Annotated in this window: 17 protein-coding genes; 10 read left to right on the plus strand and 7 right to left on the minus strand. The window is 51.4% G+C overall.

Annotated elements, in window-relative coordinates; all coding sequences use genetic code 11:
* Window positions 1–192 precede the first annotated feature (192 nt).
* The 3 genes from P2G53_RS06775 (at window position 193) to P2G53_RS06785 (ending at window position 3,968) form a co-directional block, all read left to right on the plus strand.
* Window positions 193–1,371, plus strand: coding sequence for a vWA domain-containing protein (locus P2G53_RS06775; protein ID WP_275815568.1), 1,179 nt, complete (start codon window positions 193–195; stop codon window positions 1,369–1,371).
* A 161-nt stretch (window positions 1,372–1,532) separates the two neighbouring features.
* Window positions 1,533–3,119, plus strand: a complete 1,587-nt coding sequence (locus P2G53_RS06780; RefSeq protein WP_275815569.1) for a peptide chain release factor 3 — start codon at window positions 1,533–1,535, stop codon at window positions 3,117–3,119.
* 75 nt (window positions 3,120–3,194) lie between these two features.
* Entirely contained in the window at window positions 3,195–3,968 is a 774-nt protein-coding gene (locus tag P2G53_RS06785; protein ID WP_275815570.1) for a TatD family hydrolase, read from the plus strand.
* A gap of 3 nt (window positions 3,969–3,971) precedes the next feature.
* Here the strand turns inward: P2G53_RS06785 and P2G53_RS06790 are convergent, their stop codons facing one another.
* Both P2G53_RS06790 and P2G53_RS06795 read right to left on the minus strand, forming a co-directional pair.
* Complete coding sequence (locus P2G53_RS06790) at window positions 3,972–4,376, minus strand: hypothetical protein (RefSeq protein WP_275815571.1); 405 nt, start codon at window positions 4,374–4,376, stop codon at window positions 3,972–3,974.
* Window positions 4,377–4,400: 24 nt separating this feature from the next.
* Window positions 4,401–6,266 (minus strand): beta-ketoacyl synthase, encoded by a 1,866-nt coding sequence (locus tag P2G53_RS06795; RefSeq protein ID WP_275815572.1) that lies wholly within the window; start codon window positions 6,264–6,266, stop codon window positions 4,401–4,403.
* A gap of 254 nt (window positions 6,267–6,520) precedes the next feature.
* On the opposite strand from P2G53_RS06795, the gene P2G53_RS06800 reads away from it, so the two are divergent.
* Entirely contained in the window at window positions 6,521–7,180 is a 660-nt protein-coding gene (locus P2G53_RS06800) for an OmpA family protein (protein ID WP_275815573.1), read from the plus strand.
* A 54-nt stretch (window positions 7,181–7,234) separates the two neighbouring features.
* Here the strand turns inward: P2G53_RS06800 and P2G53_RS06805 are convergent, their stop codons facing one another.
* Window positions 7,235–7,693 carry a hypothetical protein gene (locus tag P2G53_RS06805; RefSeq protein WP_275815574.1) on the minus strand — a complete coding sequence of 153 codons (459 nt, stop codon included), beginning with the start codon at window positions 7,691–7,693 and terminating at the stop codon, window positions 7,235–7,237.
* Between the two features lie 21 nt (window positions 7,694–7,714).
* Window positions 7,715–8,926, minus strand: a complete 1,212-nt coding sequence (locus P2G53_RS06810) for a flagellar assembly protein T N-terminal domain-containing protein (protein ID WP_275815575.1) — start codon at window positions 8,924–8,926, stop codon at window positions 7,715–7,717.
* Between the two features lie 147 nt (window positions 8,927–9,073).
* Between P2G53_RS06810 and P2G53_RS06815 the strand changes: the two genes are divergently transcribed.
* Complete coding sequence (locus P2G53_RS06815; protein ID WP_275815576.1) at window positions 9,074–9,763, plus strand: FlgO family outer membrane protein; 690 nt, start codon at window positions 9,074–9,076, stop codon at window positions 9,761–9,763.
* On the plus strand, window positions 9,760–10,242 hold the full coding sequence (locus P2G53_RS06820) for an LPP20 family lipoprotein (RefSeq protein ID WP_275815577.1): 483 nt from the start codon (window positions 9,760–9,762) through the stop codon (window positions 10,240–10,242). Before P2G53_RS06815 ends, P2G53_RS06820 begins: the two co-directional genes overlap by 4 nt.
* Here P2G53_RS06820 and P2G53_RS06825 read toward each other — a convergent pair.
* From P2G53_RS06825 to map, 3 genes are read right to left on the minus strand one after another with little or no spacing between them, the layout of a single operon-like run.
* Window positions 10,239–10,532 carry a DUF1244 domain-containing protein gene (locus tag P2G53_RS06825; protein WP_275815578.1) on the minus strand — a complete coding sequence of 98 codons (294 nt, stop codon included), beginning with the start codon at window positions 10,530–10,532 and terminating at the stop codon, window positions 10,239–10,241. The genes P2G53_RS06820 and P2G53_RS06825 overlap by 4 nt on opposite strands.
* Window positions 10,533–10,537: 5 nt before the next feature.
* On the minus strand, window positions 10,538–13,243 hold the full coding sequence (locus P2G53_RS06830; RefSeq protein ID WP_275815579.1) for a [protein-PII] uridylyltransferase: 2,706 nt from the start codon (window positions 13,241–13,243) through the stop codon (window positions 10,538–10,540).
* Between the two features lie 20 nt (window positions 13,244–13,263).
* The gene (map, locus tag P2G53_RS06835) at window positions 13,264–14,034 is read right to left on the minus strand and encodes a type I methionyl aminopeptidase (protein ID WP_275815580.1); all 771 of its coding nucleotides are present in this window, start codon (window positions 14,032–14,034) and stop codon (window positions 13,264–13,266) included.
* A 254-nt stretch (window positions 14,035–14,288) separates the two neighbouring features.
* Between map and rpsB the strand changes: the two genes are divergently transcribed.
* From rpsB to frr, 4 genes are all read left to right on the plus strand, one after another.
* A complete protein-coding gene (gene rpsB, locus P2G53_RS06840; RefSeq protein WP_275815581.1) occupies window positions 14,289–15,029 on the plus strand; it encodes a 30S ribosomal protein S2 in 741 nt (246 codons plus the stop codon).
* 106 nt (window positions 15,030–15,135) lie between these two features.
* Complete coding sequence (gene tsf, locus P2G53_RS06845) at window positions 15,136–15,996, plus strand: translation elongation factor Ts (protein ID WP_275815582.1); 861 nt, start codon at window positions 15,136–15,138, stop codon at window positions 15,994–15,996.
* A gap of 100 nt (window positions 15,997–16,096) precedes the next feature.
* Window positions 16,097–16,852: a UMP kinase gene (gene pyrH, locus P2G53_RS06850; RefSeq protein ID WP_275815583.1), complete on the plus strand. Its 756-nt coding sequence runs from the start codon at window positions 16,097–16,099 to the stop codon at window positions 16,850–16,852.
* The gene (frr, locus tag P2G53_RS06855) at window positions 16,845–17,402 is read left to right on the plus strand and encodes a ribosome recycling factor (RefSeq protein WP_275815584.1); all 558 of its coding nucleotides are present in this window, start codon (window positions 16,845–16,847) and stop codon (window positions 17,400–17,402) included. The genes pyrH and frr overlap by 8 nt, the downstream gene beginning before the upstream one ends.
* Window positions 17,403–17,433: the final 31 nt, after the last annotated feature.

Here is a 17,433-nt window from a genome sequence, read left to right on the forward strand (position 1 = left end):
ACAGAAATAACAAATTTGCAACAGAGTGTTGTTACAGGTGACGCTGTTCAGATGCCCCGGGAATGCAAATGGATCTTGAAGTACCGTGGATGGATGCAGTTTGCGCATGATGCGTTTTGAAATTTTCCCTCCATATTTTTTGCTTTCTGTACCCGGATAAAGTGGATTTTTAGAAGTTACAGGAAGGTAACAATGAAACGTACAGCATGCTTTACCCGTAAACTGGCGCCAGCCGCCATTGCTTCCGCGCTTGTTGCAGGTGCAGGATTTGCGCCCTCTGTATCCGCAGTTGAATATGGTGCCTGCGGCCCGATGGATGTGGTTTTCCTGATTGATGATAGCGGCAGCATGGGCTCCGTTATTGACAGTATCAAAGCCAGTTTTTCTTCATTTATTACTGAAATTGATAATGCCTCTGGTGGTGATTATCAGTTGGCTTTGGTTACACAAGATACCGCTGCCTGGGCTCCAGAACGACCTGAGGTGGATGTGGATCTTGCTCCCGCTAACGGCGCTGATGTCACTACGGCCCTCAGTGCAGTATTTGCAAGTGGTGGAACAGGCTGGCCAGAGCCTACCGATGCCATGTTGGATCTGGTGATCAATGGTAATACGAATCTGACCGGTTCAAATGATCCGTCTTATGCCAGTTGTGATCCCACTGGTGCAGGTTTCACTTCCGCAAATTTCCGTCCGGGAGCGGATAAGATCCTGATTTTGGCGACCGATGCGCCTCCGGGTGGGTGTGATGACAATTATGGCGCCGCTGATGATGCTAATGTGGCAGCTATTACAGCTGTGGCTTCAGCCAATGACTTCCGTGTGTCTGCGATAGCGACCGGTTCAGGTGTCTATTATAATGAAACCAAAATACCTTTGATGATGTATACCGCCGGTACTGGTGGTGTTTATGCAGAGTCAGAATCTGGTGATGTCTCAACCATTATCAGCGATATCATCTCTACCTGCGGTGTCTCTGCCAACGAATGTCCGCTCTCTCAGGGTTACTGGAAAAACCATGAAGAGGAATGGCCGGTTGAAAGCCTGATTGTGGGTGATGATGACGAATATACGAAGGAAGAGCTGCTGGCGATTCTGAATACACCACCGAAGGGCGGTAACTCTTACCTGATTCTGGCCCACCAGTTGATTGCGGCACTGCTGAATATTGAAAACGGCTCTGATCCATCTGTAATCAGTGTTCAACTCGATGCAGCGCTGGATGCGCTGGCTGAGGTGGATCTGACTTCCGGTGCTAAAACCAAAGACACTGAGCTGAATGCGTTGGCCGGTGTGCTGGATGATTATAACAATCGCCTGCTGACACCTGATTGTGAAGAGTCTGCTGACGAAGAAGTTGTCTCTGAGTAATGCACGACTATTAGGTTTAAAGGCAGCCAACAGGCTGCCTTTTTTGTCATTAGCACCGGTTTAATTGATTGCATGGCCGGTATCAGCGAAAATAGCCTCCACATTTTCCTCGCCAGTTATAAACGCTGGTGTGTTGTCTGCCTAATTCAAGTTGAATCGATATGTCTCAAGCTGCACTTCAGAAAGAAGTGGCCACTCGGCGCACGTTCGCAATTATCTCCCACCCGGACGCTGGTAAAACCACCATTACAGAAAAGCTGCTCTTGTTCGGGCAGTTGATCCAGCAGGCAGGTACCGTAAAAGGGAAAAAGAGTGATCGTCATGCGACCTCGGACTGGATGACCATGGAGCAGGAGCGTGGGATCTCTATTACCTCTTCCGTGATGCAGTTCCCATACAACGGTAAGGTAGTTAACCTGCTGGATACCCCGGGTCACGAGGACTTCTCTGAAGATACCTACCGCACACTGACCGCTGTGGATTCAGCGTTGATGGTGGTGGATGGTGCCAAGGGTGTCGAAGAGCGGACCATCAAACTGATGGAAGTCTGTCGTCTGCGCGATACGCCCATTTTTTCTTTTGTGAACAAAATGGACCGCGATATTCGTGATCCGATTGAGTTGCTGGATGAGATTGAAGAAGTACTCAAAATTGCAGCTGCTCCAATTACCTGGCCAATTGGCATGGGTCAGTTATTCAAAGGCGTCTATAACCTCTACACCGACACCATTTACCTGTTCCAGCCGGGTAAAGGTCATACCATTCCTGAAGATCTGCGCATTCAGGGGCTGGACTCTGATGAGGCCAAAGCACTGTTGGGCGATGAGTATGAAACCTTTTTGGAAGAGATTGAGCTGGTGCGTGGCGCGACGCATGAGTGGGATCAGGATGCCTTTATGGCAGGTGAACTAACACCGGTCTATTTTGGTACTGCGCTGGCCAACTTTGGTGTGCGTGAAATGCTGAATGACTTTGTTGAATGGGCACCGTCACCGCTGACTCGCGCTACACTGACTCGCGCTGTAGAGCCTGCCGAAGAGGCTTTCTCCGGTTTTGTGTTTAAGATTCAGGCAAATATGGATCCTAAACACCGTGACCGCGTGGCCTTTATGCGCATCTGTTCCGGTAAATACAGCCGTGGCATGAAGATGCGCCATACCCGCATTAACAAAGATGTGAAAATCTCGGATGCGGTGACGTTTATTGCCGGTGACCGGGAAAACGTGGAAGAGGCCTGGTCTGGCGATATTATCGGTCTGCACAATCACGGTACGATCCAGATTGGCGACACCTTTACCGAGGGCGAAGACCTTAAATTCACCGGGATTCCACATTTTGCGCCGGAACTGTTCCGTCGGGTGCGTCCTACCGATCCGCTGAAGATGAAGCAGTTGCAGAAAGGTTTGCAGCAGCTTTCAGAAGAGGGTGCGGTTCAGTTGTTCCAGCCGCTGAAAAATAATGACCTGGTACTCGGTGCAGTGGGTCAGTTGCAGTTTGATGTGGTGGTCTATCGTCTGAAGGACGAATACAAGGTGGAATGTGTTTACGAAGCAATCAGTGTGCAGACGGCGCGTTGGGTTGAGTGTAAAGACAACAAGATGCTGACCGAGTTTCAGCGCAAGAATCATGACAATCTTGCGATCGATGGCAGTGGTCTGCTGACCTATCTGGCACCAACCCGGGTCAACCTCAGCCTGGCCCAGGAGCGCTGGCCGGATGTGGATTTCAGGGCAACCCGGGAACATTAACTGAAACAAAAAAACCGTGCACTAAAGCACGGTTTTTTATTTGTCTGATCTGCCCGTCGGATTTAGGCTTGAAACATGACGCTGAGACTGATTGATAGCCATTGCCATCTCGACTTTGATGTTTTTGATGCGGACCGAAACCTGCTGCTGCAACGTGCGGCCGCTGAGGGTGTGGCCGATATTATCGTGCCTGGCGTCACGGCGGAACGTTGGGCCGCTTTGCTTGAGCTGTGCCGCAGTGACAGAGGGTTGTATCCAGCCTTGGGTTTGCATCCCTGCTTTCTTGATCAGCACAACATCAAGGATCTGACACGCCTCGAGCGGTTGCTTGAAAGAGAAGCGGTTGTGGCGGTGGGCGAGATTGGGCTGGATCTGTTTATACCGGGGGCCGACCTGAAACATCAACTCGAATACCTGTTACCGCAGTTGGCCTTGGCTCGACAGTTTAACCTGCCAGTGCTCCTGCATGTGCGCAAGGCCCATGATCAGATGCTTCAGCAATTGCGCCGTTGTTTGTTACCGCGGGGAGGCATTGTGCATGCGTTTTCGGGCAGTCTGCAGCAGGCTGAACAGTATTTGCAACTGGGCTTCCGGCTGGGTATTGGTGGCACCATCACTTACCCCAGAGCTAATCGTCTGAGAACGCTGGTACAGCAGTTACCACTCGAAAGCTTTGTACTGGAAACGGATGCACCGGATATGCCGCTACAGGGTTTTCAGGGGCAACGTAATTTGCCTGAAAGGGTAAGGCGGGTAGCTGAAACGATGGCGGAACTGCGTGGTTGTTCGCTGGAGCAGATCGCTGCTCAGACCACGCAGACGTCGGAAAGTCTGTTGGCGTTAGCCTGAAGCTCAGCTGCCGGGGCTGCCGGTATGCTGATTCACGATTTCAGAGAGGGTATTCCACACCATATCGGTACGCGCTGTTTTCGGAATCTGGAAAAAGCGGCCTTCACGTCCGACCGGCTGACCCTGATAAGCGCCATCTGCAGGGTTCAACAGAACCTGAATCAGATTTACAGGGTAATTGGGGCCTTCAATTTTCTGTTGATAGGCTTCTTCGATGGGCGACAGCATACTGCGGGCAGAGACAATTTTGGTCATGTCCAGGCAGTGCGAACTGCTGCCGCGGCAGTAGAATTTATTTTCGCGATCAATGGCGTAAAAACTTTCGTCCGGAGTCTGGAGTAGGTCGCCTAAACCTGAGCATCCACCTATTACTGTTGTCAGCAGAGTAATAACGATTGCTTTGTACACCATAAACTCCTTGTGAAATTGTGACTAGCAGAGATCCTCAAAGGGATTAGAGGTATCCAGTGGTACGCTCTGACTGTAGCCCGGCAGTCTGATCTCATGCTCGGTGATAGTCAAATCTTCGCCTTGCAGTACGTTGTAGTCATAGCGATAGATGGGGCGTGGATCACCTTTCAGGCTGGCACTGTTATAGTCGGCTGCGCAGGCGCGGACTGTTTCGCGACGTTTCGTATACTCAGACAGTTGTGACTGGGTGTAACGTTTTGCCAGCAGTTTTTCAGTGACATGTGGCGCCAGCACCGGCGCAGAGGCATTATTACCGCCAAACCCTTTAGAGTTCAGTAACACGGCATCTATCGCTTTGCTGCCTACATCCAGGTGCTGATTACTCAGCAGCAAATTGGACTGATAGACGTCAGATGCAAATTCCGGAGTGGTCAGAATGCCCGGGATATAACCGTACTGCCAGGTACCCAGCGACGTTGTAAGCTGGTCACCACCGGCGGTGCCCTGAGAGTGGCCAATAAAACATTTGATCGCGGCCACAGGCCATTCAGAAATGCCGAATGCCTTGGCAGTTTCATTGATGACGTGTGATTCAGTGACCCGGTTCTGTGGCGTGCTGGTACCATGTGCCTGTACATAACTGCGTTGTTTCAGAGCGTCATCGCCCAGCATGTTACGCACCAGCGCAGCAGCACGGCCCAGCGTAATATAGTTACCAATGCCTGGCGCAGAAATTGATTTTTTGTGGCCATCGGCATTCACAAACACTTCAGGCACTGCACCATGGATATCTGCACCCAGCTCAATGGCCAGATCATCGCTCATCAATACAACAAACTGGCTGCTTTCACCGATGGTAAAGCCACAGTTGTTGCCGAACGGGCGGCAGGCTGAACGATAGTGGGAGGCATTGAGTGACTCCGCCTGGTTGAGGGTCAGCAGGTCTTTGTCTTCTGCCAGAGCGCCCATGGCACGGAAACCTTCAATGATCTCCTCGGTGACCGGTGCATCGCTGCCGCCAACCAGAACCAGCTTGCGTTTGCCGCTGCGAATATCCTCAACACCCTGTTTCAGGTTATAGAGGAAGGTTGCACAGGCGCCGAGAGAACCACCCGTTGCGCCGACATTGCCCAGAATGTAGGCATTGATAAAGTCGGCGGGCATCTGAGCATAACCCAGAGGCATCTGTTTGGAGGTGGTACGTTTGCCCAGCGCCGGGAATTTGGTCAGGCCGCCAAAGCCTAGATCATCCAGCTGGCCAATTGAGTTGCTGGCATAAACAGCAATCTGGTCTGGTCTGATTTTGCCGGTCAGCTGTTCAACGGTTAAACCGGTTGAATACAGTGCATCAGATGCAGCATATACCGTCATCTGCAGGTTACGCGGATGGTTGCGCGACTGGTACAGCGTGCCGGGTTTGAAGCCGGTTGGCAGCATGCCCGCAGACTGCACCTGGGCCGGTTTGCTATCCGGCAGAATCATGTCGAGCTGGCCGTAGACTTCGATATCGCAGTAACCCGGGCTGGATTCTGTCACCGTCCAGTTGGCAGGAATGCGTAACGGCATCTGGCGTTTACGCAGCCTAAATCGAACCGGATCGGCACCAAAGTCAGCGGTGATCTGCTTATTAAAGAGCACGTGATCAACATCAAACCAGTCAGACTCAATGCGACGAATCAGCGTGCCGGAGAGAATACGTGCCTCATGATCAGCAATGGTATCCGGGTTATTGTCCAAACCCATCAGTGTAGCGAGGTCGCACAGGGTTTCCTGCCGTTGTTGTGCATCCAGCGTATCCAGAATCAGACGTTTATAAGCCTGGTGAAAAGAGGCACGTCCAGCGGGATTGATACCACCAAAACCGACAATGACTGGTAGCTGGGACAAAGGAATCTCCTCGGGCGGATAGAGCGAAGTGACTGTCATACTAAACCGAAAGGACAGTTCACTATAATAAAACGGTAAAAAATTAGACTGGCCATTTTATCGGTGTTTACCTGCACTGACTAGCGCGATAGCGGCAATAATTTGTCAATATGTCGCATGTTAAGGTTTTGAAGCCTTATTCAGTCTGGCTTAATGAACCTCTAGGGATACTCATGAGTCATATTCACGCCAGGGACAGATCACGGGAGAAGAAGATGAAAAAGATCATTGGAGTGGGCGCTGTTGTATGTTTGCTCAGCGCCTGTACCACACTGGATCCCTATTCGGGTGATGAAAAAGTCAGTAATACCGCCAAAGGCTCCGGGATCGGTGCTGCGGCTGGTGCCGTGCTGGGGGCTGCGGTGTCCAGTAAAAAAGACCGTGGCAAAGGTGCCGTGATTGGTGCCCTTGTGGGGGGCGCTGTGGGCGGTGGTATCGGCTACAACATGGATCAGCAGGAGGCTCTGCTGCGACAGGAGCTGCAGAATACCGGCGTTCAGGTTGAGCGAATTGGTGACAGTATCCGCCTGATCATGCCCGGCAATATCACCTTCGCGCTGAACTCTGATCAGATTGCGCAGAATTTCTACCCGGTACTTGATTCTGTCGTGAAGGTGCTGGTGAAATTCAACAATACTGAGCTGACGGTTGATGGTTTCACTGACAGCAGTGGCTCTTTTGAGTACAACCAGAAGTTGTCTGAGCGGCGTGCCAGTCAGGTTGGAGGTTATCTGGTGGCATCAGGTGTTGAGCAGTTGCGAGTGAATATTCGCGGGTTTGGTGAGCGTTATCCAATTGCCAGCAATGATACTGCCAGTGGCCGGGCCGCCAACCGTCGTGTTGAAATCAATATTATTGGTCAACGCCCGAAATAAACATTTCAAGAATAAAAAAGACGGCATTTGCCGTCTTTTTTTTGCTTAATTTATTCAGGGCGAAACCGATTTGAACGCCTCCAGTGCTCCCTTGACGGGCAGACGCACGGTTCTGAAATGGCCTTCAGAGAGCGGGATCGAAATGCCGATATAGTCGCTGCCCAGTACGAGGCGTTGCATGGTTTTGTAGTCCTTCATCACCAGATTATACGCTTCGCCTTTTTGGGCACAGATAGCGTTGATCAACTGGCTGTGTCGGCCATTGCTGACAAAGGTTGGGTAGCTTTTGCCATGGTTGCAGCGTAACTCAGGTTGCAAAATAAAGGCGCAGCCCTGCTGGCCCTCTTTAAAGCAGCGATAGACCAGCATATGTGTGCTATCGGCTTGTCGGGTAATGGCAAGTCTGTCGCCATTGTCCGCACTCATCAGAGTCCAGTCATCAATCTGGGTGGGGGTCGCCTGGCCATGGTTACTGAGAAGCAGGGTGGCTAGGATCGCCAGTGATTTAGACATCATATCTCCGTATAGGTCCGGTTATTCAGCGATTACCAGATCGCCGGGTCGAATATTATATTGACGTACATCGCCACTGATGAGTCCCATTGCTGAATCGGGATTCACCTGTTTGATGGTAAGGCTGGTGGTGGTTTTCAGAACTCGCTGCTGGGTTTTGCCAGCGATAAATCGGGATTCTTGCCGGTAGATGGTTAACCGGTCGCCGATGTTGAGTCCCTGTGCCTGGCCTGCGGACAGCCACAGGGTGTTGCCTTCCGCTTCAAGGATGCGCGCCTTGAACGCCTGACATTGAATGGTCTTAGCAATTTCAGTGGAAGCCTGATTCAGTAACTGGTCAATTTTTCGGCCATATTCCTGCTGTAAAAATCCCTGGTTATCAAAGCCCACTTTGGCGTTTTCCGGTAGGTTCCATAGTCCTGCAGTCTGAAATGAGTGTTGCCAGATCAGAGCACCGTTGAAGCCGTCATGTATAAACAGATCAAGTTTGAAATTGCGCAGGTGTTTGCGGCTCTTGTAATCAAGCCTGTTATAGAGATCGAAGAAAAAGTTGTCTTCACTCAACGTGCGCGGGTCAAGCATCGACAGATCGCTGAGCACACCGCTCACCACATAATTGATGCCTGATTCATTCAGTTGATGTTGCAGGCTGGCAAGGCGATCAGTGTCAATCGGCGTGACCAGGCCTGCCTGGGGTGATTGAATAAAGGTGACATGGGTGGCGTTGATGGCATGCTGCGGGCTGTGTTCATTGATCAGTCGCTGCAGCCGGGCAGGCAGTGCGTGCGGCATATCATCCAGCTTGCCCAGGTTTGCCTGCTGCGGATGCTGGAACGGGAAGCCGGTAAACACCACTGTTTTGCGGTAGTTGTTCTGCGAGTCATTGCTGCAGCCCTGTTCGGTATCGACCTCAGCCCGGATTTTAACCTGTAAAAAGGCACCGGTGACCCGCTCATCCAGCAGTTCGATGTTGCTGACACGGCCGAGGGTTTTGACCTGCATGTTGTCGATTTCGAGGATACCATCCCGGATAACCTGTTCACTGGAGACATACACGGCAGCCTGCATGGCGGCTTGCTGGCTGGCATCTTCGATGGCAGCTTGCCGGGCGCTGACAATATCCTGCCCAACAATGGGTGCCCGACCTTCTGCTTCTATGGTCAGTGCATGCGCTGTTATCGACAGGAAACAACCCATCAAAAAATAAAAGGTGGTGCGAACAGGATTCAACATGTGCGTTCTATGGCCGAAAAAACTATTCTGAACACTATGCAATTGGCAGGCTTTTGTAAATGCCACTCGTGTTGCATCACGGTCGTGATTCCCTCGCGGCTTTTTATTATGTTAGATTGGCGGGCAGACGCTGATGCCGGATATGCTATGAAAAAACTGCTGCTAACAACCCTTACCTCACTGCTTCTGGGCGGTTGTCTGCAACTGTCATCGCAGGAGCATCCTGTCAGTGTGCATATCGAAAGCATGAGTGATTCTGCAGCGGCGCAACTCGCTCAGCAAGAGGCGCCATCTGCACCGGCGGGTCAGTTGAGTGAAGTGCCTGGCGCGGGGTCCGGAACTGATTATATCAGTCAGGCTGTAGCGGAGATGGCGACGCAGTTGGAGAAAGGGTTTGATCAGAACAATATCAAACGTCTGCCGGTTGCGGTGATTCCTTTTGTAAACCTGATGCAAACCAGTGAGTCCGGCCCGATGGGCGAGCGTCTGGCCGACAGCTTTGTCTATCAGCTGCAGCAACGTGGTTACAATCTGGTGGATTACCGGGCGGTGAGTCTGGTGACCACCACTAAAGAGCCGCTCTCTCGACGTAATCTTTCAGGTTTGCGACAGCAGTTTAAGATCTACTTTGTGCTGACCGGCACCTACGCGCAGCACCCGGACGGTGTGGTGTTTAATGCACGTCTGCTCGATACTACGACCCGGCAAGTGCTGGCATCAGGGCAGACTCATGTGAGTAATGCACGTCTGGAAGGTGATCTGCCTGGATATGATCCGCTTCAGGCGCAGCAGAAAGGCCTTATTGTTGAAAATGGTCCGGGGTATTCAGCGCAATGATCAGATTAATCAAAAAACGTTGCCAGCGGCTGATGCTTCTATCGGGGTTGCTGGTTTTGCTGACGGGCTGTGAAACCATTACTCAATCAATGGTAGAGGTGGCTGAGGCGCTGCCGGATGTGAACTTTGCGCCGGACACCGAGGTGCCGCTGGAGCCCAACTGGGTACAGGCCACCGGATATGCGCCGATCAGTCTGCAGCCGGGCGAGACTCAGCAACAAAAGATGCTGATGGCGATGCGGGCTTCTAAACTGCGCGCCTATCAGGAGCTGGCGGGTGTGGTGCATGGACAGTACCTGTACGGTACCACCACGGTGCAGGATATGGTGGTCAAGAATGATCAATTCAAAACCGCCGTTGCGGGTATCGTCCGCGGTGCCCGGGTGGTGAAAACCTACCCGGTTCAGGACGATACCTATGCCACCATTCTTGAGGTGGATCTGAATCAGGTGCAGCGCGCCTGGGTTGTTAAAAACTAGTCCTTGTTCTTCTGATTAAACGTCGCCAGTTGCTCCGCACTGGCTTCGGTTTGATATTTTTCTTTCCAGTCCGCATAGGGTTCGCCGTAGATCAGCTCTCGTGCGGCTTCATACTCAAGACTCTCACCGCGTGCCTCAGCTTCTGCTTTGTACCATTTGCTCAGGCAGTTGCGGCAAAAGCTGGCCAGATTCATCAGGTCGATATTCTGCACCTCTTTGTGCTGATCAAGATGGGTCAGCAAACGTCTGAAAACGGCGGCTTCTATTTCCGTGCGGGTCTCGGGTTTCATGCGGCTTATTGATCCTTTTCGTGTTGAATATGTTCATCCAGTTGCTGGCAGATCTCCTGTTGCAGCATCTGGCACAATTGCGGATCTGCAATCGGCAAGCCCATGGCATCGGTGATAAAGAAAAAGTCTTCTACTTTTTCGCCTACGCTGGAGATGCGTGCCTTACGAACCGAGATGTTGTGCATTGAGAAAATGCGGCCAATGCGCGCCAGCAGGCCGGGGCGGTCAGGCGTAATCACTTCGATCACGGTCTGTTGCAGCACCGGGTCGTTACTCAGGTAGACCTTGGTGGGTGTGGCAAACAGTTTCATCTGCCGCGGCACGCGGCGCTGAATAATATCCGGGTAATCTTCCGGGTCATCCAGCTCATCAATCAGCCGTTGTTTAATTTCGTTAAGCTGATCGGGGTTTTCAGACAGGGGTGTGTTCTCGTCTGTCAGCACCGTATAGGTATTGAGTGCATGGCCATCATCGGTCACAATAATGCGCGCGTCCTGAATGTTCAGGTGCAACTGATCCATGGTGGAAACGGTCGCTGCAAACAGGTTCTGAATATCGCGGCTGTAGATGAAAATCTCTGTGGCGCCTTCAAACAGCCGGTGTGAGGTGTGACGGATCATCACCAGCGGCAGGTCGGCTGACTTGTGCTCCAAAATGGCCAGCGTGTGTTCGGCGATGCTCTGTGCGGTTTCACGCAGGAAATAATCGTCCCCGATGGTGTCCCAGAAACGGGTGACTTCCAGTGCATTCAGTCCCTGTCGCTTGAGCAGGAACAGCGCTTCGTCCTGAATCTGCTCAATCCTGTCTTCCTTGTTAACCGGGTTTTCCAGACCACGTCGCAGTGCACGTTTGGTTTCGGTATAGAGTTTGCGCATCAGGGTGGCGCGCCAGCTGTTCCAGAGGCTTTCGTTGGTGGCGTTGATGTCCGCAATGGTGAGTACATAGAGATAATCCAGATGTAGCACATCCCTGACCTGAGTGGCGAAGGTGTGAATAACGTCCGGATCTGAAATGTCTTTGCGCTGCGCAGTCATCGACATCAACAGGTGGTTTTGCACCAGCCAGGCGACCAGGTGGTTATCCCATTTGCCCAGGTGATGATGTTCACAGAACTGATGCGCATCTTCTGCCCCGAGTTCCGAGTGATCTCCACCTCGCCCCTTGGCAATATCATGAAACAGCGCGGCGATGTAGAGCAGCTCGATTTTAGGCAACTGGTTAACGATGCGATGGGCAATCGGGAACGCTTCGCGGCACTCTTTATGGCGCAGCTTGCGGCAGTTCTGGATTACCTTCAGAGTATGCGCGTCCACGGTGTAAATATGGAACAGGTCATGTTGCATCTGGCCGATAATGCGGCCAAACGCCGGCAGATACAGGCCGAGAATGCCGTACCGGGTCATTCGGCGCAGCTCGGTGGACACGCCTTCAGGTGAGCGCATCAGTTCCATAAACAGACTGGTGTTGCGAATGTCGTTGCGGAACTCTTCATCCACTCGGTGGCGGTTATCACGAATCAGCCGGATAGTTGAAGCCCGTACACCCTGAATCTGGGGGTTTTGAGCCAGCAGTACAAAGGCTTCCATCAAGGCGAACGGGTGATGTTCAAAGACACTTGGATAGGTGACTTCAAGATAGCCGTTATGTACCTGAAAACGACTGTTCAGGGGCGTGATGACCTGAGTCTCATCGGCACGCAGGATCGCTTCATCGAAATGCTGCAACAGCATGTCGTTAAATTCAGAAAGGGTTATGGCGATCCGGTAGTATTTGCTCATGAACTGTTCAACAGCCAGTGAGCCCTGAGTGTCTTTGTAACCGAAAAACTCGGCTAACGTGCGCTGGTGGTCAAACAGCAAACGGTCTTCCTTGCGACCGCTCAGCATATGCAGTGCGTAGCGCACACTCCAGAGATAGAGCTCGCCTTTGTTTAGAATATCGAGTTCATTTTCGGTGACGAAATCGTGTTCAACCAGATCGCGAATAAAGCTGGCACCAAAGTGACGTTTGGCCACCCAGCCGATGGTTTGCAGATCGCGCAGACCGCCGGGGGAGTTTTTAAGATTCGGTTCCAGATTATATTCGGTGTTATTGGTTTTTTGGTGCCGTCCCTGCTGCTCTTTCTGTTTTGCCAGAAAGAACTCCCGGTCACTCCAGGCATTTTCAGAGGTGACCCGGCTGTAAATTTCATCATGCAGCTGATCATTGCCTATCAGTGTGCGTGATTCGATCAGATTCGTGGCGATGGTGATGTCAGAGCGGGCTTCGTTATAACATTCATCCAGTGTGCGCACACTGGAACCGACATCCAGTTTGATGTCCCAGAGCAGCGTCAGAAAGCCGCCGATGGCGTCCTGCAAAGTTTCTGCTTGCAGGTCATTATCAAGCAGCAATAGCAGGTCAATATCGGATTTAGGGTGTAGCTCGCCGCGGCCATAACCACCCACGGCGATTAGGGCAATCTTGTCCTGGGGCCAGTTAAACTGCTGCCAGGCAGTGCGTATCAGGTTGTCCAGTTCCCAGGCACGACCGTAAATCAGTTTGCGAATGTCTTCGCCGGCGCGAAAACGATCATCAAGTTCTTTGTTAATCGTTTCCAGAGCCTTCTTGAACACCGGAACCGGCGAGCGGGCTGCACTGAGTTCTGCTTTGAACGCAGTGATATCGATGATCCGGGATTCGGCCAGTTGCTGATGCAGTACTGATGACATATAGGGTTCGCTGCCAGGGATTAAATAGAGTCGTCTGACCGGCGGGTCAGAATCTCATAGCCGTCAGCTGTCACAAGGATGGTGTGTTCCCATTGTGCAGACAGGCGACGGTCGGCGGTCTCAACAGTCCAGCCATCACGTTTGGACAGTTTTACGTGACGTTTGCCGGCGTTGATCATTGGCTCAATGGTGAAGGTCATGCCTTCCTGTAACTCGACACCGGTCCCTGGTTTGCCGTAGTGCAGTACCTGCGGGTCTTCGTGAAAATCCTTGCCGATGCCATGGCCGCAATATTCACGCACTACGCTGTAGTGGTGTGATTCAGCGTAGGTCTGGATGCTGTGACCGATATCGCCCAGGCGCACGCCCGGTTTTACCATACGGATGCCGCGATACATGCATTCCAGTGTCACATCGACCAGACGGCGGGCATGGGGCAGTTCTTTGCCAACAAAAAACATTTTACTGGTATCGCCGTGGTAGCCGTCCTTGATAACAGTAATGTCGATATTGATGATATCGCCGCTTTTCAGCGGTTTGTCATTGGGAATGCCGTGGCAGACCACCTGATTGATCGAAGTACAGATCGACTTGGGAAAACCGTGGTAATTCAGTGGAGCCGGGATCGCCTGTTGTTCATTAACGATGTAGTCATGGCAGATCTGATTCAGCTCGTCTGTAGTAACGCCCGGTTGAACATGAGGTTCTATCATCTCCAGGACCTCGGCGGCCAGACGCCCGGCAACGCGCATTTTTTCGATCTCTTCTGGGGTTTTGATAGTGATGCTCATGGGGCTGCATTTCCTTGGAAATAGACGATTAGAGCACCATTGTACCAATCCCCCTGCTATGAACGAAAGGTACAGAGGAAAGGCTGTAATTATTGGTTCGAGTATGGTATAAAATCGCGCTCGTTTTGGAGGTCGCCGAAAGAGGAGGCTGCCAAACGATTAAAACACACATATACCTAAACAGTATTCAGGGTGCCCTTAGGGTTTGGATGCTGGGGTGTATGGAGGTTTAACCCAAATCTTTAGGAAATCTAATGGCTAAAATTACTATGCGTGACCTGCTGAAAGCAGGTGTTCACTTCGGTCACCAGACCCGTTACTGGAACCCGAAAATGTCCAAATTCATTTTCGGCGCTCGTAACAAGATTCATATCATCAACCTGGAACAGACCCTGCCTGCCCTGAACGGCGCTCTGGATAGCATTCAGAACATGGCTTCCAACAAAAACAAAATTCTGTTTGTTGGTACCAAACGCGCTGCGAGCAAGATTATCAAAGAAGAAGCTTCTCGTGCAGGTATGCCTTACGTGAACCACCGCTGGTTGGGTGGCATGCTGACCAACTACAAAACCATCCGTCAGTCTATCCGTCGTCTGCGTGACCTGGAAACTGAGAGCCAGGATGGTACTTTCGCTAAGCTGACCAAAAAAGAAGCTCTGATGCGTCAGCGCGAAATGGAAAAACTGGAACGTTCCATCGGTGGTATCAAAGAGATGGGCGGTCTGCCGGATGCGCTGTTCGTGATTGACGTTGACCACGAGCGTATCGCTGTAAACGAAGCTAACAAGCTGGGTATTCCTGTAATCGGTGTGGTTGATACCAACAGCGATCCAGACGGTGTTGATGTTGTTATCCCAGGTAACGACGACGCACTGCGCGCTATCCAGATCTACGTTAAGTCTGCTGCTGACGCGTGCCTGGAAGGTACTGCTGTTCACGCTGGCAACAAAAACGAATTCGTAGAGGTAGACGAGTCTCAGGCTGCAGCTGAGTAATCAGCTTGTCAGAACACTCTGACAGACTTGTCTAAATCAGGGGGGCATTGCTCCCCTTTTTTCAATATTTAAGATTAACCCGAAACGCTCTATGGGGTGACAGAACATGGCAAATATCTCTGCTGCAATGGTTAAAGACCTGCGCGACCGTACCGGTCTGGGCATGATGGAGTGCAAAAAAGCACTGCAGGAAGCTGACGGCGACATCGAAAAAGCGATTGAAGAGCTGCGCAAAGCGTCTGGTATGAAGGCTGCTAAAAAAGCAGGTCGTACTGCGGCTGAAGGTGTGGTTGCAGTTAAGGTTGCAGACGACAACAGTTACGCGGTAGCGGTTGAAGTTAACTCTGAAACTGACTTTGCAGCACGCGATGCAGGTTTCCTGGCCTTCGTTAACACTGTGCTGGAAAAAGCGTTTGCTGATAAGCAGACTGATGTTGCTGCCCTGATGGACAGTGAGCTGGCCAACGTACGTGAAGCGCTGGTACAGAAAATCGGCGAAAACATCGGTGTGCGTCGTCTGTTCCTGGTTGAAGGTGGCCTGGTTGACGCTTACGTACACAGCAACAACAAGCTGGCTGCTATTGTTGCGCTGAATGGTGGCACCTCTGAAGTTGCACGCGATATCGCAATGCACGTAACTGCTGTAAACCCTCAGGTTGTCAGCAAAGAAGACATGCCTGCTGAAGTCGTTGAAAAAGAGAAAGAAATCATTCTGGCGCAGCCTGATATGGCGGGCAAACCTGCTGAAATCGCTGAGAAAATGGTGATGGGTCGTATCAGCAAGTTCCTGGCAGAAAACAGCCTGGTTGAACAGCCTTACGTGAAAAACCCTGACCAGAAGGTTGGTCAGTACGCTAAAGATGCGGGTGCAACTGTGCAGTCCTTTACCCGTATTGCAGTAGGTGAAGGTATCGAAGTTGAGAAAGTTGACTTCGCTGCAGAAGTTGCTGCTCAGCTGAAAGGCTGATCTCAGTCCCAATTCAATCGATTGCGTGCACAACGGGTGTGCGCAATCGACTTGAATGCTGCTAAACTCACCTGGTTTGCCTAGCTGCGGAGATCAACCCATGCCTTCCTACGATAAACAATCCAAATACAACCGCATCCTGCTCAAATTGAGTGGTGAGGCATTGATGGGCGATGAGAATTTCGGCATCGACCCAAAAGTGCTGAATCGGATGGCCCTGGAGATTGGGCAGCTGGTGGGTATTGGTGTACAGGTTGGAATGGTTGTAGGCGGAGGCAATCTGTTCCGCGGGGCTGCCTTGAATGCGGCGGGCCTGGATCGGGTGACCGGTGACCACATGGGTATGCTGGCAACCGTCATGAATGCGTTGGCGATGCGTGACGCGCTTGAACGCAGCAATATCAATACCCGAGTTATGTCTGCAATTCCCATGAGTGGGGTGGTAGATCATTATGATCGCCGCAACGCCATGCGTTACCTGAACCAAGGCGATGTGGTGATTTTTGCTGCTGGTACAGGTAATCCTTTCTTTACGACTGATTCCGCTGCATGTTTGCGCGGTATCGAAATCGAAGCGGATGCTGTTTTGAAAGCCACCAAAGTGGATGGTGTTTACACAGCTGACCCTGTTAAAGATCCTGATGCTCGCCGTTATCGTCATCTGAATTATGACGAGGTGCTGGAGCAACAGTTAGGTGTGATGGACCTGACGGCTATCTGTTTGACCCGCGATCACAGTATGCCGATTCGGGTTTTCAATATGAATAAACCAGGTGCCTTGGCCAATCTGGTGGTGGGTGGTGATGAAGGTACACTCATTGATTGGCGTGAAACGGTTGGAGAAAAATATGCTTAATGAAATCGTTCAGGACGCTGGCGAACGCATGCAGAAAAGTGCGGATGCGCTGCTAGATAACCTTAAGAAAATTCGTACTGGCCGTGCCCACCCTAGCATTCTGGAAAGTGTGCACGTTAACTATTATGGTTCAGATGTGCCGCTGTCTCAGGTTGCAAACATCTCCGTGGAAGACGGTCGTACACTGTCAATTATTCCATGGGAAAAACAGATGGTACCGGTGATTGAAAAGGCGATCATGATGTCAGATCTGGGCCTGAATCCATCGACTGCCGGTGACAATATTCGCGTACCTATGCCTGCACTGACTGAAGAAACCCGTAAAGGTTATATCCGTCAGGCGCGTCAGGAAGCTGAAAATGGTCGGGTAGCGATTCGTAACATTCGTCGTGACGCAAATTCCGATCTGAAAGATCTGAACAAAGAAAAAGAGATCACCGATGATGATCTGCGTCGTGGTGAAGATCAGGTGCAGAAGCTGACCGACAAGTTTGTGGCAGAAATCGATAAGCTGCTGGAACAGAAAGAAAAGGATCTGATGGAAATTTGATCCTGTAACAGAGCTTACGGCTCTACTGGAT

Origin of the sequence: Neptuniibacter sp. CAU 1671 (genome assembly GCF_029222905.1) — a bacterium.
Lineage (GTDB): Bacteria > Pseudomonadota > Gammaproteobacteria > Pseudomonadales > Balneatricaceae > Neptuniibacter.

Excerpts from the sequence above, each read along its gene's own strand:
- P2G53_RS06815 (WP_275815576.1), top strand. The coding sequence starts at position 9,074 with ATGAAAAAACTGCTGCTAACAACCCTTACCTCACTGCTTCTGGGCGGT.
- P2G53_RS06775 (WP_275815568.1), top strand. The coding sequence starts at position 193 with ATGAAACGTACAGCATGCTTTACCCGTAAACTGGCGCCAGCCGCCATT.
- P2G53_RS06780 (WP_275815569.1), top strand. The coding sequence starts at position 1,533 with ATGTCTCAAGCTGCACTTCAGAAAGAAGTGGCCACTCGGCGCACGTTC.
- P2G53_RS06800 (WP_275815573.1), top strand. The coding sequence starts at position 6,521 with ATGAAAAAGATCATTGGAGTGGGCGCTGTTGTATGTTTGCTCAGCGCC.
- P2G53_RS06785 (WP_275815570.1), top strand. The coding sequence starts at position 3,195 with ATGACGCTGAGACTGATTGATAGCCATTGCCATCTCGACTTTGATGTT.
- frr (WP_275815584.1), top strand. The coding sequence starts at position 16,845 with ATGCTTAATGAAATCGTTCAGGACGCTGGCGAACGCATGCAGAAAAGT.
- P2G53_RS06825 (WP_275815578.1), bottom strand. The coding sequence starts at position 10,532 with ATGAAACCCGAGACCCGCACGGAAATAGAAGCCGCCGTTTTCAGACGT.
- pyrH (WP_275815583.1), top strand. The coding sequence starts at position 16,097 with ATGCCTTCCTACGATAAACAATCCAAATACAACCGCATCCTGCTCAAA.
- tsf (WP_275815582.1), top strand. The coding sequence starts at position 15,136 with ATGGCAAATATCTCTGCTGCAATGGTTAAAGACCTGCGCGACCGTACC.
- P2G53_RS06810 (WP_275815575.1), bottom strand. The coding sequence starts at position 8,926 with ATGTTGAATCCTGTTCGCACCACCTTTTATTTTTTGATGGGTTGTTTC.
- P2G53_RS06820 (WP_275815577.1), top strand. The coding sequence starts at position 9,760 with ATGATCAGATTAATCAAAAAACGTTGCCAGCGGCTGATGCTTCTATCG.
- map (WP_275815580.1), bottom strand. The coding sequence starts at position 14,034 with ATGAGCATCACTATCAAAACCCCAGAAGAGATCGAAAAAATGCGCGTT.
- rpsB (WP_275815581.1), top strand. The coding sequence starts at position 14,289 with ATGGCTAAAATTACTATGCGTGACCTGCTGAAAGCAGGTGTTCACTTC.
- P2G53_RS06805 (WP_275815574.1), bottom strand. The coding sequence starts at position 7,693 with ATGTCTAAATCACTGGCGATCCTAGCCACCCTGCTTCTCAGTAACCAT.
- P2G53_RS06830 (WP_275815579.1), bottom strand. The coding sequence starts at position 13,243 with ATGTCATCAGTACTGCATCAGCAACTGGCCGAATCCCGGATCATCGAT.